At 52.0% G+C, this 17,083-nt stretch carries 17 protein-coding genes; 7 read left to right on the top strand and 10 right to left on the bottom strand.

The annotated features are described in order from the left end of the window. Positions 1-544 precede the first annotated feature (544 nt). From B3P58_RS09290 to ffh, 7 genes are all read right to left on the bottom strand, one after another. Positions 545-1,474: a bestrophin family protein gene (locus B3P58_RS09290; RefSeq protein ID WP_230333543.1), complete on the bottom strand. Its 930-nt coding sequence runs from the start codon at positions 1,472-1,474 to the stop codon at positions 545-547. Positions 1,475-1,499: 25 nt separating this feature from the next. Continuing rightward, positions 1,500-2,807: a Na+/H+ antiporter NhaC family protein gene (locus B3P58_RS09285; protein WP_286717142.1), complete on the bottom strand. Its 1,308-nt coding sequence runs from the start codon at positions 2,805-2,807 to the stop codon at positions 1,500-1,502. Positions 2,808-3,007: 200 nt separating this feature from the next. Next, positions 3,008-3,427, bottom strand: coding sequence for a secondary thiamine-phosphate synthase enzyme YjbQ (locus B3P58_RS09280; RefSeq protein ID WP_286717140.1), 420 nt, complete (start codon positions 3,425-3,427; stop codon positions 3,008-3,010). 160 nt (positions 3,428-3,587) lie between these two features. Beyond that, the gene (locus tag B3P58_RS09275; RefSeq protein WP_286717139.1) at positions 3,588-4,079 is read right to left on the bottom strand and encodes a hypothetical protein; all 492 of its coding nucleotides are present in this window, start codon (positions 4,077-4,079) and stop codon (positions 3,588-3,590) included. Between the two features lie 48 nt (positions 4,080-4,127). After that, positions 4,128-4,544, bottom strand: a complete 417-nt coding sequence (locus tag B3P58_RS09270; RefSeq protein WP_286717138.1) for a hypothetical protein — start codon at positions 4,542-4,544, stop codon at positions 4,128-4,130. A gap of 94 nt (positions 4,545-4,638) precedes the next feature. Continuing rightward, positions 4,639-5,328: a hypothetical protein gene (locus tag B3P58_RS09265; RefSeq protein WP_286717137.1), complete on the bottom strand. Its 690-nt coding sequence runs from the start codon at positions 5,326-5,328 to the stop codon at positions 4,639-4,641. Between the two features lie 887 nt (positions 5,329-6,215). Beyond that, complete coding sequence (gene ffh, locus B3P58_RS09260) at positions 6,216-7,622, bottom strand: signal recognition particle protein (RefSeq protein WP_145469229.1); 1,407 nt, start codon at positions 7,620-7,622, stop codon at positions 6,216-6,218. A 171-nt stretch (positions 7,623-7,793) separates the two neighbouring features. Here ffh and B3P58_RS09255 point away from each other — a divergent pair, with 171 nt between their 5' ends. The 6 genes from B3P58_RS09255 (at position 7,794) to nhaD (ending at position 13,395) form a co-directional block, all read left to right on the top strand. After that, positions 7,794-8,591, top strand: a complete 798-nt coding sequence (locus B3P58_RS09255) for a cytochrome C assembly family protein (protein ID WP_286717136.1) — start codon at positions 7,794-7,796, stop codon at positions 8,589-8,591. Positions 8,592-8,688: 97 nt separating this feature from the next. After that, a complete protein-coding gene (locus tag B3P58_RS09250; protein WP_286717135.1) occupies positions 8,689-9,975 on the top strand; it encodes an HlyC/CorC family transporter in 1,287 nt (428 codons plus the stop codon). A 177-nt stretch (positions 9,976-10,152) separates the two neighbouring features. Then, complete coding sequence (locus B3P58_RS09245) at positions 10,153-10,365, top strand: ParD-like family protein (RefSeq protein WP_145469226.1); 213 nt, start codon at positions 10,153-10,155, stop codon at positions 10,363-10,365. Beyond that, positions 10,355-11,134 carry a type I methionyl aminopeptidase gene (gene map, locus B3P58_RS09240; protein ID WP_230331147.1) on the top strand — a complete coding sequence of 260 codons (780 nt, stop codon included), beginning with the start codon at positions 10,355-10,357 and terminating at the stop codon, positions 11,132-11,134. Before B3P58_RS09245 ends, map begins: the two co-directional genes overlap by 11 nt. Before the next feature lie 111 nt (positions 11,135-11,245). After that, a complete protein-coding gene (locus B3P58_RS09235; RefSeq protein WP_145469224.1) occupies positions 11,246-11,893 on the top strand; it encodes a cyclic nucleotide-binding domain-containing protein in 648 nt (215 codons plus the stop codon). A 248-nt stretch (positions 11,894-12,141) separates the two neighbouring features. Beyond that, positions 12,142-13,395 carry a sodium:proton antiporter NhaD gene (nhaD, locus tag B3P58_RS09230; RefSeq protein WP_225691568.1) on the top strand — a complete coding sequence of 418 codons (1,254 nt, stop codon included), beginning with the start codon at positions 12,142-12,144 and terminating at the stop codon, positions 13,393-13,395. Between the two features lie 76 nt (positions 13,396-13,471). On the opposite strand, the gene B3P58_RS09225 is transcribed toward nhaD, so the two are convergent. The 3 genes from B3P58_RS09225 to tilS all read right to left on the bottom strand — a co-directional run bounded on the left by B3P58_RS09225 (position 13,472) and on the right by tilS (position 16,363). Beyond that, positions 13,472-14,206 carry a glutathione S-transferase family protein gene (locus B3P58_RS09225; protein WP_145469222.1) on the bottom strand — a complete coding sequence of 245 codons (735 nt, stop codon included), beginning with the start codon at positions 14,204-14,206 and terminating at the stop codon, positions 13,472-13,474. Positions 14,207-14,350: 144 nt separating this feature from the next. Continuing rightward, positions 14,351-14,791 (bottom strand): hypothetical protein, encoded by a 441-nt coding sequence (locus B3P58_RS09220; protein ID WP_286717133.1) that lies wholly within the window; start codon positions 14,789-14,791, stop codon positions 14,351-14,353. Between the two features lie 201 nt (positions 14,792-14,992). Beyond that, complete coding sequence (gene tilS, locus B3P58_RS09215) at positions 14,993-16,363, bottom strand: tRNA lysidine(34) synthetase TilS (RefSeq protein WP_286717131.1); 1,371 nt, start codon at positions 16,361-16,363, stop codon at positions 14,993-14,995. Positions 16,364-16,492: 129 nt separating this feature from the next. Here tilS and B3P58_RS09210 point away from each other — a divergent pair. After that, positions 16,493-17,083 (top strand): EAL domain-containing protein (locus tag B3P58_RS09210; protein ID WP_286717129.1); only part of this gene is annotated, 591 nt, incomplete at its 3' end.

Here is a 17,083-nt window from a genome sequence, read left to right as displayed (position 1 = left end):
CCGGAATTAGTTGACCACTACACTGATCCCCAAACCCCTGCTTTGCGCTTTCTGGCCCGTGATCCTTATTCACTCGGTTTTTACTGACCACGCGTATATTGGCCATCCATGGCCACATACACTTGTCTGGCATCCATGCCAGCCAGATCGTAAAAACCATCGCTCATGGCGGCGGGCCCAGAGGCGCGGTTTATCTCAACCGCAACGTCGTTTTTCTCGAACTGTAATGTCCGTTCTGAAAAGCCGCTTGGCGGAATAATCAATGCGCCTGCAGGCCGCCGAAATGAAGAGCAACGAGCAGGTACGTCTCTGCAGGGATGCAGAGCGAGCGGATAGGGCCATGGATGGCCCATTATCCGCGTTACCGTGACCGAGGTGGTCTGAATGGAGGAAAAAGGCCTGCACAGCGCGAAGCTGGGGGCGGCCCGCCGGCAAGGGGATAAGTTCCCCTGGGAGGCATTGGGCCTGGATGTTAAAAAATGCTGTTTTTGTCAGCTATAGTGCTGCTTAAAAGCTATGGGCAGCAGTGGCTGATCAACCCTAATTACTGCAACACATGCTTAACCGGCTGCAGCAATGGCGGCGGGGTTTCGCCCAATGATTCGGCAATGGATATCTCGTTAATCCGGCACAGGGCATCCAGCGGCAGGTCGTTGGCCGCGCAGCCAAAAGGCTCTTCCATTTCTTCGGACAGCACATCCAGACCAAAAAACGTGTAGGCCACGATGACGGTAAACAGCGCCGCATACCATCCCAGTGATGGCACCAGACCAAAGGGCAGTAAATAACAGTACAGGTAAGCGGTACGGTGGGTCAGCAGTGTGTAGGCAAACGGCAGCGGCGTGGTGGCAATGCGCTCACTGGCGGCCTGCACCGCGGCTAAGCGGGTTAAATGCTCGTCCAGAATCCGCAGACCCACCGCATCGATATGCTGCTGGCGGTACAGTTCACCAATAATCCGCCCGGCGCGGCGCAGGCAATATTCCGCCGGATTCTGGTGGCTGAATACGCGCTCGATATCCTCATTACTTAACCAGGGTTTCAGCTCTTTGCGGCTATCCTGCTTACGCAATGAGCCGCGCAGCGCATGGCAATGTGCAGCACACCAGTGCAGTAAATCGTGGCGCAATTGTCCGGCCGCCGAATGTTCCGCCTGCAGATCCAGCAACGTCTCACTGGAGCGTGCCAGACTGCGGATTTCGTACACCATCGCGCCCCACTGCTTGCGCGCTTCCCACCAGCGCTCATAAGAGGCGTTATTACGGAAACCGAGAAAAATCGACAGCGCCACACCGAGCAGTGTAAATGGCGCAAGAGAAAACTCAGGGACGCTCAGCCAGCGCAGTTCATGCAGAGCACTGACCGCGGCGGCAAATAAGCCGACCGCCAGCAGGTGCGGAAAAATGCGCGGCACAACCGAACCACGAATCACAAACAGCAGCGCAATGGCATTGGGACGTGGACGGACAATCATAAAACAGCCTTATTAAAGGCAGGACTTAACGTCCTGCGGGTTTACCGATAACAACCGAGATCAGAGCAACGGCCCCCAGTGCCCAGCAATAGGTAACAGCGCTGACCAGCTGCAGCGGTGATAGCGCCGCCAGCGAGGCGGCCAGCAGCATCTGCGCACCGTAAGGAATAATGCCCTGCACCACACAGGAGGCAATATCCATCAGACTGGCGCTGCGCTTTGGGTCTACGCCGTAACGCTCGGCAATATCTTTCGCCAGGCTGCCGGAAATAATAATGGCTACTGTATTGTTGGCGGTACAGAGGTTAGCCAGCGCCACCGACGAGATAATACTGAATTCACCGGCGCGGCGGTGATCTTTAGGAGCGCTGCCTTTACGGCTCAGGCGATCAATAAACGCACCGATCCAGGCAAGGCCACCACCGGCTTTCATCAGCGCCGCCAGGCCACCGATAAAAATCGACAGAATCATAATTTCCTGCATGCTGCCGTAACCGGCATAAATATCCTTCGCCCAGTTAGCCAGATGATAATCCTCTATCCGGACCAGGCCGATCACACCGGCCAGAACAATACCGGCGAACAGCACCAGTAACACATTCAGACCGCTGAGCGCTAACCCCAGCACGGCGATATAAGGCAGCACCAGCCACAGATCATAACCCCTCACTTGCTGCGCCTCACTGGCCGCGCCCTGATAAGCCAGCCATAACAGGGTGATGATCGCCGCCGGTAAGGCAATTTTAAAATTCATGCGGAATTTATCGCGCATTTCACAACCCTGGGTGCGGGTTGCGGCAATGGTGGTATCGGAAATAATCGACAGGTTATCGCCAAACATCGCCCCGCCCATCACCGTACCGATGGTCAGTACCGTCGATAATTCCGTTGCTTCGCTGATGCCCACCGCAATGGGTGCAATCGCCGCGATGGTACCCATGGAGGTACCCATCGAAGTGGCGATAAAAGCGGTCATCACAAACAGACCGGGCAACACCAGCGGCGCCGGAATCAGGCTGAGACCAAAATTCACCGTCGCATCCACGCCGCCAATGGCCTTGGCCACACTGGCAAAACCACCGGCCAGCAGGAAAATCAGCACCATGGTAATCAGGGTGTTATCGGCACAGCCGCGAATCAGGGCATCGACGCGCTGGTTCAGCGTGCCACGGGCCAGCAACAGTGCCAGCAGAATGGCCGGTAGAATCGCCACCGGGGCCGGCACCTGATAGAAGGCAAAGTCCACCCCGGCCTGCTGGTAATACAGACCGCCACCAATAAACAGCGCCAGAAACAAACCAATAGGCAACAATGCCAGCGCGGATGGGGCCACAGCAGCCGCTGAAGAAGTGGCCGATGAAGAAGACGCCGCAGCGCCAGGTTCAGAAGAAGTGTTAAGACTCACGGGAGCAGTCCTGCCAGCAGATGAAAGGCGGGCATTGTAAAGGAAGCACCCGCTATCCCTAAGAACAAATAATTATGAAGGCATAACTGACCGGATTCGGTCCGGATGCCTGAGCAAATAAGCAGCGCTCAGACGCCCTGCAGAGTCACCAGTAAGCGCCGGGGGCCACCATGGTCACGGTGCTCACACAGATAAATGCCCTGCCAGGTGCCTAAATTAAAGGCGCCATTAGTCACCGGCAAAGTCACTGAAGGTCCTAACAGGCTGGCTTTAATATGCGCCGGCAGATCGTCGTCACCTTCCAGCGTATGGCGGTAATAAGGCTCGCCTTCCGGCACCAGACGGTTAAAGACCGCTTCAAAGTCGCTGCGTACCGTAGGGTCAGCATTTTCATTCACCGTCAGCGACGCCGAAGTATGCTGAATAAAAATATGCGCGAGCCCGGTCTGAATCTGTTTAAGCTGTGGCAACTGCCGCAGGATTTCGCCGGTAATCAGGTGAAAGCCGCGCGCTTTGGCGCTGAGCTGAATCTCCTGTTGCAGCCAGATCATCGTATTACTCCTGTCATCGCATTATTCCTCTGAATCAGGCTCTGGTTAAAACAGCGGTAAAAAGCGGAGGCTGAGCATTCACGCGGTTCAGGTAATCAAGCATGGCGCGAATCTACGGGTTTTCCTATTATATTCTCACTGAATTGACTTATATGGTTCATTTTGGCATTTCTTCTTTTGCTATTGATATAAGCTTTGGCAGATGTTCATTAACGATCTCATTTATTTCCCTAGCCAATATGAATAACCATTCTGCTCTTCCTTGTTCCGAGCCCACATCCGGCCTACTTTCTTCATTAATTTGGAATCGAGCTTGACTCAGTTTTACATCTGCATCTTCGAGTACCCTTTGAAACACTTTAGATAGAAACAATGCCCCAATAGCACTTCGCTTGGAGATAACCCTCAATGCTTCATAAAATTCAAAATTTACATTAATGGTTGGCTCACAGCAATGAGAGGCTTGCATATATTCCGACCACATTTTCAACTCCTCAAAAGCTTCAATAACCTCTTTATATATTGCCTTTCTTTCATCCCATAGCCTCTCTTTCTTAAACTTCTTAAGAGCTAAAAAGGAGCCTAAATATGCAGCCAAAAAAATCGCTGCCATTTGAGCTAAGTATTTCGACATCTCGTCAATATCCACTCACACCTCCTGAGAAATACCATCTCAATAATGGTCACATTGATTGACTTACAATAACTTTTCATTATTTTTAGCTAAAACTCTATTAGCCGCCTGCTTTAGTTCGTTGCACGACCCTGCATCAGTCTTAACCAGATATTGCGATAGATATTTTGTAGCACCAGCTACTGAATTTAGAGATTGCGCTTTGATAGCACGTTCTGAGGTTAAGATGTTATAAAAACCTTTTTGATTCTGCTCAGATTTCTCTTCGGTAATGTTGTGAAATTTTTGATACAAATAAACAGAATCGCCAAAATAATTATTATATGTGGAATCCACAGCCTCTGGGTTGACACGTTGGACAGCAGCACATGCTACATTTGCCATTGCCAGATCAATAATCGCCTGATCTCCTGCTGGAGAAGCGAACACTGTAAAAGAAAGTGAAGCACTAAAAGCTAATAAAAATACCAATCTACGCATAACATTTTATCCTTGAGTTATAATTTTCCATATATCGCAGCACTTTTGCGTGCCTAGTGTTCGCCAAACTCGATATTTGATGGCTTTATTACGCCTAAGAACCCAAGTTTTGCTCAGAAAAACTTTGCACAAAAAGCAACATCAATTCTACTTGCGCATGATCATACTCTGAGTATTGCCCGTGGGCAGCCTTATTTCTTATGTGAGCAAAACTCGTGATTTGTTTTTGTACTAACTTGGAATAGATTTCGGCTTTCGCAAGCTCTGTATTTAGCGGCTCAATTGTCATAGGCGAACCATTAGGCTTTGTAGTGGAAATACCATTAATCTTGCAGATTTCACGCAAAGCATCTTCAAGCACCGCCCCAATAGTAACCGCTGCGGCATCTTTATAACCTTCACTCAATAGATGCTCACCAATCTCCAGAAAGTTGCCAAAAATTTCTGCTTGAAGTAATCCACGAATATTTGAAAGCAAGTCATTATCTACATCATGCTTGACCGTCAGCGCAATTCCTTGAACTTGCGATATATGACCGTACCAATTGCTGTGGATCACATAGAAACCCTCTACAGAGATAGCCTGAGAGTAATTTTTATAGTGCTGACTATTTTCCCCATATAGCTTCTTAACTAACTGACCTAATCGCGTAATCCACGATGAAACTTCTGCAATATCACTGCCTTCAAAAGAGCTTCTGGAATTTGCAGCTTTTTGAACTATAGAAGATCCGAGGGTAACCAGTGACTCTATCTCTTTTCTCACAATATCATTTACATTCATATTTTTAATACTCTATATCCAAGATTGTTCTTTAAGGACATAACTGTTTGTCAGTATGCGTGCGCATTTATCCTGAGCGGCTCTTTTTAGAAATCCCGCGTAACTTATTGACCCTGCTGAGACATCGTCCATAACTCAAAAATCCCTTCCGGAAAAACGCGCACACCTGTTAATTCAGACTCAGAACGCAGCTGTATTAACCAGTCAGCTTGTAAACCCCTATTGTCACTTTGAGAGCAAGCTATTGATTCATTTGAGTTTAAGTTACTAGCCTCTGACCATATGAGCAAGCACGAATAATCAGCGAGCCTGATTTGCGTATAGCACGAAAATATACGGTATATCGTTCGACCGATTTTTTACATACGAGGCTTCGTGGACGAATCGCTGATACCTGCAAAAAAGCCGCCACTCATTGCTGAGTAGCGGCTTTCTTCACAGGCCATTTGGTGGGCAGTGCCCACCCTACATATCAGAGTGAATGTGGGGCTCGTCGCGGATAAGATCCGCCCCCACAATTCGGCGTTTGTTTTATATCCGGCGTTGCATCTGAATGTATGCGCCTGCGGCCTGCTTAATCGAGCGCTATCGCGGGCATGGCCCGCTCCTACAATCCGGCGTTTGGTTTATATCCGGCGTTGCGACTGAATTTCTGCGCACGTGGCCCGGCGCAGGGCCGATTGTGTGCTCCTGTACAATCGGCATTTCCGCCATCCATGGCGGTCAGGCAGCCCCGCATTGGCTTCAATTTAACCAAAAAGCCAGCCCGCGCAGCGGCCACACTCAGAACACAACGCCTTCCAACCCCCAAAAAAACGACTGCCGGAGCAGTCGTCTTATATCCTCTCAGGCACGTAGCAGCGGACCTGTCAGCACCTTACCGGCACTCAACGCATCGGCGGCATACCACCACCGAACGGACCACCTCCGCCCATTGGGCCGCCTGGTCCCCCCATACCACCCATGGCACGCATCATTTTGCGCATGCCGCCTTTGGCGGTCACTTTTTTCATCATTTTCTGCATCTGTGAGTGCTGTTTCAGTACGCGGTTAACATCCTGAATCTGGGTGCCGGAACCGGCGGCAATACGCTTTTTACGCGAGCCGTTGATTTTGTCCGGAAAACGGCGCTCTTCACGGGTCATGGAATAGATAATGGATTCCATCTGTTTGAAGGATTTTTCCGCCGCATCGGTCTGCTTGGCCATCTGCCCCATATTGCCCATGCCCGGTAATTTATCGAGCATGGAGGTCAGGCCGCCCATGTTTTTCATCTGCTGAATCTGGTCGAGGAAGTCTTCCAGATCAAAGCCTTTACCGGTTTTGATCTTTTTCGCCAGTTTTTCGGCTTTCTGTTTATCGATGGTGCGTTCGGCTTCTTCCACCAGGGTGAGGATGTCACCCAGGTCGAGAATACGGGAGGCGACACGATCCGGATGGAAAGGCTCCAGCGCATCGGTTTTCTCGCCCATACCCATAAACTTGATCGGCTTACCGGTAATATGACGCACCGACAGCGCAGCACCACCACGGGCATCACCGTCAGCCTTGGTCAGAATCACACCGGTTAACGGCAGCGCTTCGTTAAAGGCTTTGGCGGTATTGGCAGCATCCTGACCGGTCATGGCGTCAACCACGAACAGGGTCTCCACCGGATTAATACCGGCGTGCAGCGCCTTGATTTCGGCCATCATCTCTTCGTCAACGGCGAGACGACCAGCGGTATCCACCAGCAGCACATCGGCATGGGCACGCTTGGCGGCATCGATAGCACCGCGGGCAATATCCAGCGGTTTCTGATCCGGTGACGACGGATGGAACAAGGCACCGACATCGTTGGCCAGGGTTTCCAGCTGTTTGATCGCCGCCGGACGGTAAACGTCGGCAGAAACCACCATTACCTTTTTCTTTTCGCGCTCAGCCAGAAATTTGGCCAGCTTGCCCACGGTGGTGGTTTTACCGGCACCCTGCAGACCCGCCATCAGCACGATCGCTGGCGGCTGAACCGACAGATTCAGCTTTTCGTTGGCATCGCCCATGACCTTCTGTAATTCGTCATGAACAATTTTCAGGAACACCTGGCCCGGATTCAGGCTCTTAAGCACCTCGGTGCCGATGGCGCGCTCTTTTACCTGTTCGGTAAAGGCTTTTACCACCGGCAACGCCACGTCGGCTTCCAGCAGCGCCATACGCACTTCGCGTACGGTGCTTTTAATATTTTCTTCCGTCAGCTTGGCCTGGCCGGTAATGCTTTTAAGGGCATTCCCCAGGCGGTCGGTAAGGCTCTCAAACATCGCGATGACTCGTACCCAGATACAAAACAGCCGGCAGTATACCCCGGCAAAGCGCAGGCCCCAAACTCCGTACCTGCCGGCACAGACGGATTCTGCCGGATACGGTGACACAGTACTCTTTTACCCGTTTGCGGCATGTGCGAAACTGCCGCCCTCTGAAGAGGATTTTTCATGTCAGGATTAGTATTGGCGCTGCCCGCCGCCGGGTTTTATCTGTTTGCCGCATGGCGCCAGTGGCAGACAGTCAGCGGACAGAAAACCGCCAACCGCATGCCGGTGCTGATGAGCACTATGATCGCGGCGATGCTGCATCTGGGCTATATCGGTATTGAGATGCTGGGACGCGAGCACATTAACTTCGCCATGTTCGAAGTCGGCTCACTGATCTGCTGGGTTATCACCCTGCTGCTGCTGTTCTCCAGCTGGAAGAAACCGGTCGATAACCTGTTTATCGGCCTGCTGCCGATGGCCGCCGTCATTCTCCTGCTGGCGGCACTTTCCGGCCAGCAAATGTCCCTTGAGCAACTGAGCTATGGCCTGGCCTGGCATATCCTGCTGTCGGTACTGGCGTATGCCGTCTTTACCATCGCTGCGGTGCAGTCGGTGCTGTTGTATCTGCAGGATCTGGCACTTAAAAAACGCCAGACCCGTGGCCTGGTGCAGGCCCTGCCGCCACTGCAGACCATGGATTTACTGCTGTTTGAGATGGTCTGGCTGGGCATGATCCTGCTGACCGCGGCCTTTGCCATCGGCTGGCCTTATGTGTTCGACCTGAAAGCCCAGCACCTGCTGCATAAAGTGGTGTTCGCCAGCCTCGGCTGGATCGTGTTCGCCATTTTACTGGTTGGCCGCTACCGTTTTGGCTGGCGCGGGGTGATTGCCAGCCGCTGGACCCTGATAGGCACCGGCTTTCTAGTGCTGTCGTATTTCGGCACCAAGTTTGTGCTGGAAATGGTGCTGCAGCGCTGATTCTGCCGCCTTCTGCGCCAACAAGCCTGCTGGTGCAGTTGACAGCCAAACATCCGCCCCTATGATGGCGGGATCTTAATATTAAAAGGATCCCGTCTTGAGTGACGTTCCCTTAAGTGTGCTCTTCGGCATACTGGTTCTGTTAATCATCTTATCTGGATTTTTCTCTAGTTCCGAAACCGGCATGATGTCGCTTAACCGTTACCGGTTACGGCATATGGCCAAAAGCAAGCATAAAGGCGCGATGCGTGCCACCAAACTGCTGGAAAAGCCCGATCGTCTGATTGGTACCATCCTTACCGGTAATAACCTGGTCAACTTTGCTGCCGCCGCTCTGGCGACCATCATCAGCCAGCGCCTGTGGCCGGATAACCCCGATCTCGCCGTCTTTGTTAACACCATTCTGTTTACCCTGGTGGTGCTGATCTTTGCCGAGCTGACGCCAAAAACCCTCGCCGCCATCGCGCCGGAAAAAATTGCCTTTCCTGCCTCGCGCGCATTGCTGGCGATTCAGTGGCTGCTGCAGCCTTTTGTCTGGTTTGTAAACACCATTGCCAACGCCCTGCTGCGTCTGGTTCGGGTGGACGTCAACAACACCACACCGGATAACCTCAGTACCGAAGAGCTGCGCACCATCGTGCGTGAAGCCGGCTCCATGATTCCCAAGCGTCACCAGCATATGCTGATCAGTATTCTTGATCTGGAGAAGATGACGGTAAACGACATCATGGTGCCGCGTACCGAACTGGTGGGCATTGATCTCAACGATGACCTCGACACCGTGCTGCAACAGCTGCGCACCACCCAGCACACCCGTTTGCCGGTGTTTCGTGGTGATATCAACAATGTGGTTGGCATCCTGCACACCCGTAATATCAGCCGCTTTTTAACCTCCGGTGAATTCCTCAAAGAAGATCTGGAAAAAATCTGCCGCGAGCCTTATTTCATTCCGGAAAGTACACCGCTGCATACCCAGCTGTTTAACTTCCAGAAAAACAAACGCCGTATTGCTCTGGTCGTCGATGAATACGGAGATGTGCAGGGTATCTGTACGCTGGAAGATATTCTTGAGGAGATTGTCGGTGAATTTACCACCGATGTGGTCTCCGCCGCCTCGCCGGACGTACATCCGCAGGAAGACGGCAGCTATATCGTCGATGGTGCTGCCTATGTGCGCGATGTGAACAAAGCGCTGAAATGGGATCTGCCGACCGATGGCCCGAAAACCATCAGCGGCCTGATTGTCGAAATTCTCGAGCATATCCCCGATGCGCCGGTCTGCCTGCGCATTGGTTATTACCGCGTAGAAATTCTGCAGATCAAAGACAACACCATCCGCGCCGCCAAGATGACCACCGACCGCAAGATCAAGCTGCCGGATTAAGGCTTACCAGCAGGCTGACGACTGCACGTCAGCCTGTTTCGTACTTCAGTTACTCCCCCCTCCCGGATACTACCTGCACACAGTGCAAACACTCTGTTGCAAAAAAGCAGTATGTTCATTGCCGCCCAAAATATACGAAACGTATATACTTCGTGTAATTCAACCGGGAGCCTGCTGATGGGTATTGTTAAAATTTCTGACGATCTGCACGAAGAGATCCGTGACGCCAGCGCGTCTATGTCGCGCTCAATTAATGCCCAGGCCGAATTCTGGATCAAAATCGGCATGCTGGCCGAATTCTATCCTGACCTCACTTACCCACAGCTGACACGCAAGCTGCTGAGCAGTAAAGAACTGCCACTGAAGGAGTTACTGCAACATGCTGGTTAAAATCAAAACCGCGGAAGAGCTGGCACTGATGCGTGAATCAGGACGCCTGCTGGCGCAGGTGTTTGCCATGCTTGATGACTACGTCAAAGCCGGCATCAGCACCATGGATATCAACAACCGGGTCGAAGACTTTATCGTCAACGATCTGCAGGCGCGACCGGCCAGCAAGGGGCAGTACGATTTTCCCTATGTGCTGAATCCATCGGTGAATCATGTGGTTTGCCACGGCATGCCCAAAGCCAGCCAGCTGCTGCGCAACGGTGATATTGTCAATCTCGATATCACCCTGGAAAAAAACGGTTTTATTGCCGATTCCAGCAAAATGTACTGCGTCGGCCAGATTAACCCACAGGCCCGGCGTCTGGTCGATACCACCTATCAGGCGATGTGGGCCGGCATTCGTCAGGTACGCCCCGGCGCCCGTCTCGGCGATATAGGCCAGGCCATTCAACAGGTTGCCGAACGCGCAGGCTTCAGCGTAGTACGCGAATATACCGGCCACGGTATTGGCCGCGAAATGCACGAAGAACCGCAGGTACTGCACTACGGTAAAGCCGGCAGTGGCGTGAAGCTGGAAGAAGGTATGACCTTCACCATCGAACCCATGATCAATCAGGGCGATCACCGTTTAAAACATATGAAAGACGGCTGGACGGTCATTACCCGCGACAAAAAACTGTCGGCTCAGTGGGAACACACCATCGCTGTTACGGCGACAGGTTATGAAGTACTTACTCTGCGCGATGAAGAAAAAACCGCAGCGATTTAACCATCGCTGCGAACTGACCCTGATCATGCCAACCCATGGTTTTGCCCTTTATTCACCCGGCGGGCATGCTATATTGCGCCACTGACATCCTTGCCAGTTTTTGGAGCAAACATGCGTCGTATCACCCGCGAAGAGTATCCCATTGACACCCTGCAACGTATTGTCAATGGCGTCACCTTCTTCAAGGACCTGATTCACAGCGACCCGACTCAGTTTGAATTACTGATGAGTGTTACTCAGTTTGTGACCGCCGATCAGGACGAAATCATCCTGCACCACGGCGATGACGCCAACGTGCTGTATTTTTTGCTGAAGGGTCAGCTTGCAGTGTTAGCCGATGATGACAGCGGTGAAGTAATCAACGAAATCAACGCCGGCGAAATGTTCGGCGTGATGGCCATGGTGCTGAACTTCAAACGTTCAGCCTCCATTAAAGTGAATGGCCGTACTGCCTTACTGGCCGGTATTGACTACCAGCACTTCAGCGACCTTGATGATTTCACCCTGTTTACGCTGCGCACCAAAATCAGTTTCTTCCGCATGCTGACCAACAATATCCGCTGGAATCTGGAGCGCAATAAAATGCAGCTGCCCGATCACCCGCTGGTCGGCAAAGTACGCACACTGCCCCTCTATACCGGTGAAAAAAATACGCTGGAAGAATTGCACGCCCTGCATCACCAGGCGCATGCCCTGTCCGAACTGCTGTGCGAATGGAATGATGCTATGAATGACGGCGGAGAATGGAAGGAGTACTGATACTCAGCGGTGGTACTCATTAATTTCTGGTAGTGCACAGATTTCTGCCCGCAACAGTCTGATCCGTGGCCGCACCAGAGTCTGCAGCCACGCCATACCGGACACCACCGGCAATGCCCGGCTAAGGTCTTAATCCTGCGGTAAAAAAGCACTTTGCAGCGTTCTTTTACAGTCCTACAATGCCTGCGCTTTATGACCCATGTCTTTCCCTTCCGGACACTCCGTCCGGGCGACAACGAGGTTACCTGATGCCCGATTTTTTGCCCTACCTGCTGATCGCACTGGCCTTTCTTGGTCTGCTCGCCGTTGTACTTGAAGAAGTTATCCACGTTAACAAAGCTCAGGTTGTACTGTTTTTAGGTGCACTGTCCTGGGTTCTGCTGTTTGCGTTTTCCTCAGACACCCACACCCATGAGCTGGTCCAGGAAGGATTGCAGGAAAATATCGGAGAAATTGCCAGCCTCTGGCTGTTCCTGCTGGCCGCTATGACCTTTGTTGCCTACCTCAACAAAAAAGGGCTGATTGAAAGTCTGATTTATCGTTTCCTGCCCAGGCAGGTATCCGAACGCAAACTGCTGATTATGGCTGGTCTGTTCAGCTTTGTATTTTCATCGCTGGCCGACAACATTACGGCGACGTTAATTTCTGTTGCATTGATTTTATCGCTGAATTTATCCGCCGCTAAAACCCTGCGCTTTGCCACCGTGGTGGTGTTTGCAGTGAACTCTGGTGGTGTTGCCATGATCACCGGTGACGTTACCACGCTGATGATTTTCCTCGCCGGTAAAGTCAGCATTACCAATCTGCTTTTGTTATCACTGCCAGCCCTGACCGCAGTACTGCTACTCGCCGCCATGCTGTCCTGGTCGCTGCGTGATCATGCCATTATTCAGCATAAAGAAAACGATCTGGCGCGGGTCGATCTGGCCATCGCCGCTATTTTTATTCTGACTATTCTTGCCACGATTGCCGGCAACGTCATGTTTGATATTCCGCCCGTACTGAGCTTCCTGACCGGGCTGTCGGTAATGTTTCTGGTAGCCCGGGCTTACGGCGAAGATACTGAAAACCATCCGATCCTTAACTATATCCGCCAGATCGAGTTCGACACCCTGCTGTTCTTCCTCGGTATTCTGTTGATTGTCGGCTCACTGAAAGAAATCCATGCGCTCGACAGCTTTGTGGCGCTGTACCAGCATATGCCAGCCTGGGCCGCCAATTATCTGATGGGACTGCTGTCTGCCGTGATTGATAACGTTCCGCTAACGGCCGCTCTGCTGAAAGCCGATGTAACGATGACGCTGCAGGAATGGATGGCGCTGACCTATGCTGTTGGTGTAGGCGGTTCGTTACTGATTATCGGTTCTGCCGCTGGCATTGTGGCCATGAGCAAAATTGATGAGCTGACTTTTGGCAGCTACCTGAAGTTTTTTATTGCTCTGATTATCGCCTACAGCGTCGGCTATAGCAGTGTGCTGCTGCTTGGCCACTATGTACTTTAAACAGCCATTACAGACTGTATAAAAAATGCCCGGTATTTACCGGGCATTTTTTATTTAATCGGTTTACTGTCAGACATCAGCGATATTGAGCATAACGCAGCCGCAGCGGCTCAATAATATCCTGATGTTGCTCAATCCATTCACGCATCGTCGCTGGTGCATACTCCACCCCCGGCCAGGGCACCGGATACTGAAACGGCTGAAACAGCGGTGCAAATAACGCACAGGCCGTAAGATCGGCACGGGTGAAATGTTCGCCCACCAGAAAATGCGACTGGCTGTAGGCCAGGCGTAAATCGGTTAATACACTTTCCATACGCAGCTGCGCTTTAGCGGCATTATCCGGTGTGATTTTCATCCAGCGGCGCATTCCGTTTTCCAGCTTAGGAAAAATTGAACGCAATAACCAACGATAAAAGAACGGTTTACGTGCCCCCAGCAAAGGAATGACCTGAGCTGGTTGTTGCAATAAATGATGGTAACTCCAGAGACGGACATCCGGCCCGGCTTCGGCATCCAGACGACGCTCCCACTCCAGTACCTGAGCACGCAGTTCCGGATTTTTTGGCAGCAGTGGTTTTTGCGGGAAAACCTGATCAAGATAATCCAGAATCGCTGATGAACCATGCACAACCTGTCTGCCGTGTTTCAACACAGGCACCGACGTCTGGCCACTGAGTTTTTGCATCAACGCAATATGACGGCCCGGGACAAGATTAACCGTTTTATAGCGGATACCTTTATAGTCCAGTGCCCAGCGGATTTTTTCGCAGTAGTGAGAAATCGGGAATTGATACAGCGTAATACGCATCACAAAACCTCTTTATATTTTTTATGGGCGGACTTTAACAGGCCTGACGACTTTAAAAAAGCAGCCGTCTATTTTTGGTACTGAAGAACTGTTTTATGACTATGATGATTCAGGAAGGGAAGCAGACAAAACACGGCAGCGCTGTCAGGGCAGCTTAAGCTGCAGTTCCAGTTCTGCGCCGAGGATGGTTTCATTCAGCGGTTTGGCTTTTGCCTCTTCCGACTCATCCAGATGCAGACGACCGGACCAGTGCACGGCAGATTCGCTTGGTTGCTTGCCAAATACATTCGGAAAAGCATCACTGTTACCGTAACTGTAATCATCCCATTCCATATCCGGCAAGTTGAGATTAAGCCGCACAGGTTCTTTTGTTTTTTCACCCATGTTGTTGTCATAACCGTCAGAAACGACGGCCTTCTCTGCCGGTGCCTGCGGAGTATTTACTTCGACCTGAACGGAAGCGTCCCCCTGATTAAACAATTGTGCCGGGGTTCTGCTTCCACGCAGAATACGGTTGTCAGTTTCATTCAGAGTGACCAGTACCAAAGTGGCGGCCAGTGTTGCAAATACGATCGGATAACGCATAAAGACTAAAAGCTGCTCCCGCAGATAAATTTCAAAACCGCCCAAAAGCAAGCACACACAACAGGCTGAGCGTCAGTAAACCACAGGCGATTCCGGATAACGCTCGGCTGGTGCGCAAAATAGCCTCTAATAACGCTGAAGAACAGCGCCGGATAAGCCATTTGCACAGCGCACAGCTGACCTTTTAAGATCCTTCAAAGCTTAAAAGATTCCCTGCCAGCGCAGAAACCTGCCCTCTTCTTCACGTCGCTCAGCAGGCGGCTGTGCCGATTCAGCTACATACAGCCCGGCCAGAGCACAAAGTTCTCCATCGCGCAGCAGGGCTGGCCAGCATTCCCGCAACCAGGGAGGAACGCCGGCCTCCTGCCAGAGATGTTTCAGTGTTTTACGTGGCCTGCCGGCTATTTTCAGCGTCATGCCCTGACAGGTCCCTGCCGGCACTAAGTGGTAGTTCCCAGGCTGCACAAGCACGTCATGCCTGCTCTCTGCCGCAGGTGCAGTGACAAGCGCACCTCCGTACCATGGAATGTGGCAGTCGTCCGCAATAACCACGTCACGGGGATCAGCACTGACCGGTGGTATTTCAGCCACCAGATACAACTGCTGCTGATAACGGCGGATGGTTAAATCTCCGAGCTGCAGTCGCGGCTGACGGTCGGGAACGGCGGCAATCACCTCCTGTTCGATCCGTTGCAGAAATTCAGCGCCCGGCATACCGCCATTCAGACCACAGCGTGCCAGCCAGCCGCGCAACAGATAAGGCCGGTGATGCGCCGGGGCGGCGAGTAAAGCCGTAACCGAACAGGTATAGGCTGCAGCAAAAGGCCAGTGGCAGGAACACAGGCAGGCCTCTACCGCTGGCTGCAATAATTCCTCTAACAACTGCTGATCCTGTTGCAGCTGCGCAATAGAGCGCTGCAGTGCGGCGTCTTTTCCCGGCAAACGGGCAAATATCTGCGGCAGCAGCGTTTGTCGCCACCAGTTGCGTTCAAACCTCTCATCACCGTTGGATTCATCTTCAACCCAGCTCAGCTGCTGCGCTGCGGCATAGTCTTCCAGCTGTGCGCGGTGGATGTTTAATAAAGGCCTTAACAGCCAGATGCCAGACCCCGGCTGCAGCTCACGCACGGCAGCCATTGCCGCCAGACCGGTCAGGCCACTGCCGCGCAGTAAACGCATAAAAAAGGTTTCTGCCTGATCATCAGCATGATGAGCCAGCAGCAGCGTATCGCCAGGCTGACAGTGGCGGGCGAAGGACTGATAACGGGCCTCCCGGGCCGCCTGCTCAATACCGGCGCCATGGTTGCTGACCACCACCCGCTCGCAGACAAAAGGAATGTGCAATTGCGCGCACTGCTGCCCACAGTGGGCCGCCCAGGCATCAGCATTAGCCGATAAACCATGGTGTACGTGCAGCGCCAGCAAACGGTCTTTAAGCGCAGCGTTCTGTGCCAGCAGATGCAGCAACACGGTGGAATCCAGCCCGCCACTGTAGCCAACCAGCAGTCGTCCCTGACTTGCGGACAATGATGCCAGTGCCTGATTCAGGGTGTTCAGCAAAGCTTCGGACATAGCGCTGTTTCAGAAGAATAAAGCAGGGATTGTAGGCAGCCTGCGCAGCCAAGACCAGCGGGTTATGCATTGCGGCAATGTCATCCACTGACTAGGCTTAGCGGATGATGCTGAACACGGGAAAGAGTAATGGCAGATAAAAACGCCGATTGTGAACGATTACTTTGCAATCAATGCGCTGATGCCGCCAATCTGGGTTTTGATTTCACTATGGCTTTTCAGCCCATTGTGAATTGTACGACACAGCGCATTTTTGGTTATGAGGCGCTGGTGCGCGGGCTGAATAATGAATCTGCGTACTCAGTCATTTCCCGCGTTAATGACGATAACCGTTATACCTTTGATCAGTTCTGCCGCATCAAGGCCATCGCACTGGCGGCCAGGCTGGGCATTGATTCCATGCTGAGCATCAATTTTTTACCCAATGCAATTTATCAGCCCGAACGCTGTATCCGCACCACTCTGGAAGCCGCCCGGAAATATGGCTTTCCCACCGATAAAATCATGTTCGAATTCACCGAAGTCGAAAAAATCTCAGACAGCGGTCATATAAAACGCATTGTTGAGTATTACCATGATCTGGGTTTCAAAACCGCGACAGACGACTTTGGCTCCGGTTATTCCGGGCTGAATCTGCTGGCAGACTTTCAGACCGATATCATAAAACTGGATATGGAATTAATCCGTAATATTCACCGGAGCAGCGCACGACAGACGATC

The organism is Thalassolituus sp. UBA2009, assembly GCF_002335285.1.
Lineage (GTDB): Bacteria > Pseudomonadota > Gammaproteobacteria > Pseudomonadales > Oceanobacteraceae > Venatoribacter > Venatoribacter alkanivorans.
Note: the sequence above shows the minus strand (reverse complement) of the source record. Positions and strands in the feature narration are given on the sequence as shown.

Bases quoted from the DNA above. Each gene is read 5' to 3' on its own strand.
- nhaD (WP_225691568.1), top strand. From the start codon at position 12,142: ATGCCCGATTTTTTGCCCTACCTGCTGATCGCACTGGCCTTTCTTGGT.
- B3P58_RS09290 (WP_230333543.1), bottom strand. From the start codon at position 1,474: ATGATTGTCCGTCCACGTCCCAATGCCATTGCGCTGCTGTTTGTGATT.
- B3P58_RS09235 (WP_145469224.1), top strand. From the start codon at position 11,246: ATGCGTCGTATCACCCGCGAAGAGTATCCCATTGACACCCTGCAACGT.
- tilS (WP_286717131.1), bottom strand. From the start codon at position 16,363: ATGTCCGAAGCTTTGCTGAACACCCTGAATCAGGCACTGGCATCATTG.
- B3P58_RS09220 (WP_286717133.1), bottom strand. From the start codon at position 14,791: ATGCGTTATCCGATCGTATTTGCAACACTGGCCGCCACTTTGGTACTG.
- B3P58_RS09225 (WP_145469222.1), bottom strand. From the start codon at position 14,206: ATGCGTATTACGCTGTATCAATTCCCGATTTCTCACTACTGCGAAAAA.
- B3P58_RS09245 (WP_145469226.1), top strand. From the start codon at position 10,153: ATGGGTATTGTTAAAATTTCTGACGATCTGCACGAAGAGATCCGTGAC.
- B3P58_RS09255 (WP_286717136.1), top strand. From the start codon at position 7,794: ATGTCAGGATTAGTATTGGCGCTGCCCGCCGCCGGGTTTTATCTGTTT.
- B3P58_RS09265 (WP_286717137.1), bottom strand. From the start codon at position 5,328: ATGAATGTAAATGATATTGTGAGAAAAGAGATAGAGTCACTGGTTACC.
- B3P58_RS09270 (WP_286717138.1), bottom strand. From the start codon at position 4,544: ATGCGTAGATTGGTATTTTTATTAGCTTTTAGTGCTTCACTTTCTTTT.
- ffh (WP_145469229.1), bottom strand. From the start codon at position 7,622: ATGTTTGAGAGCCTTACCGACCGCCTGGGGAATGCCCTTAAAAGCATT.
- map (WP_230331147.1), top strand. From the start codon at position 10,355: ATGCTGGTTAAAATCAAAACCGCGGAAGAGCTGGCACTGATGCGTGAA.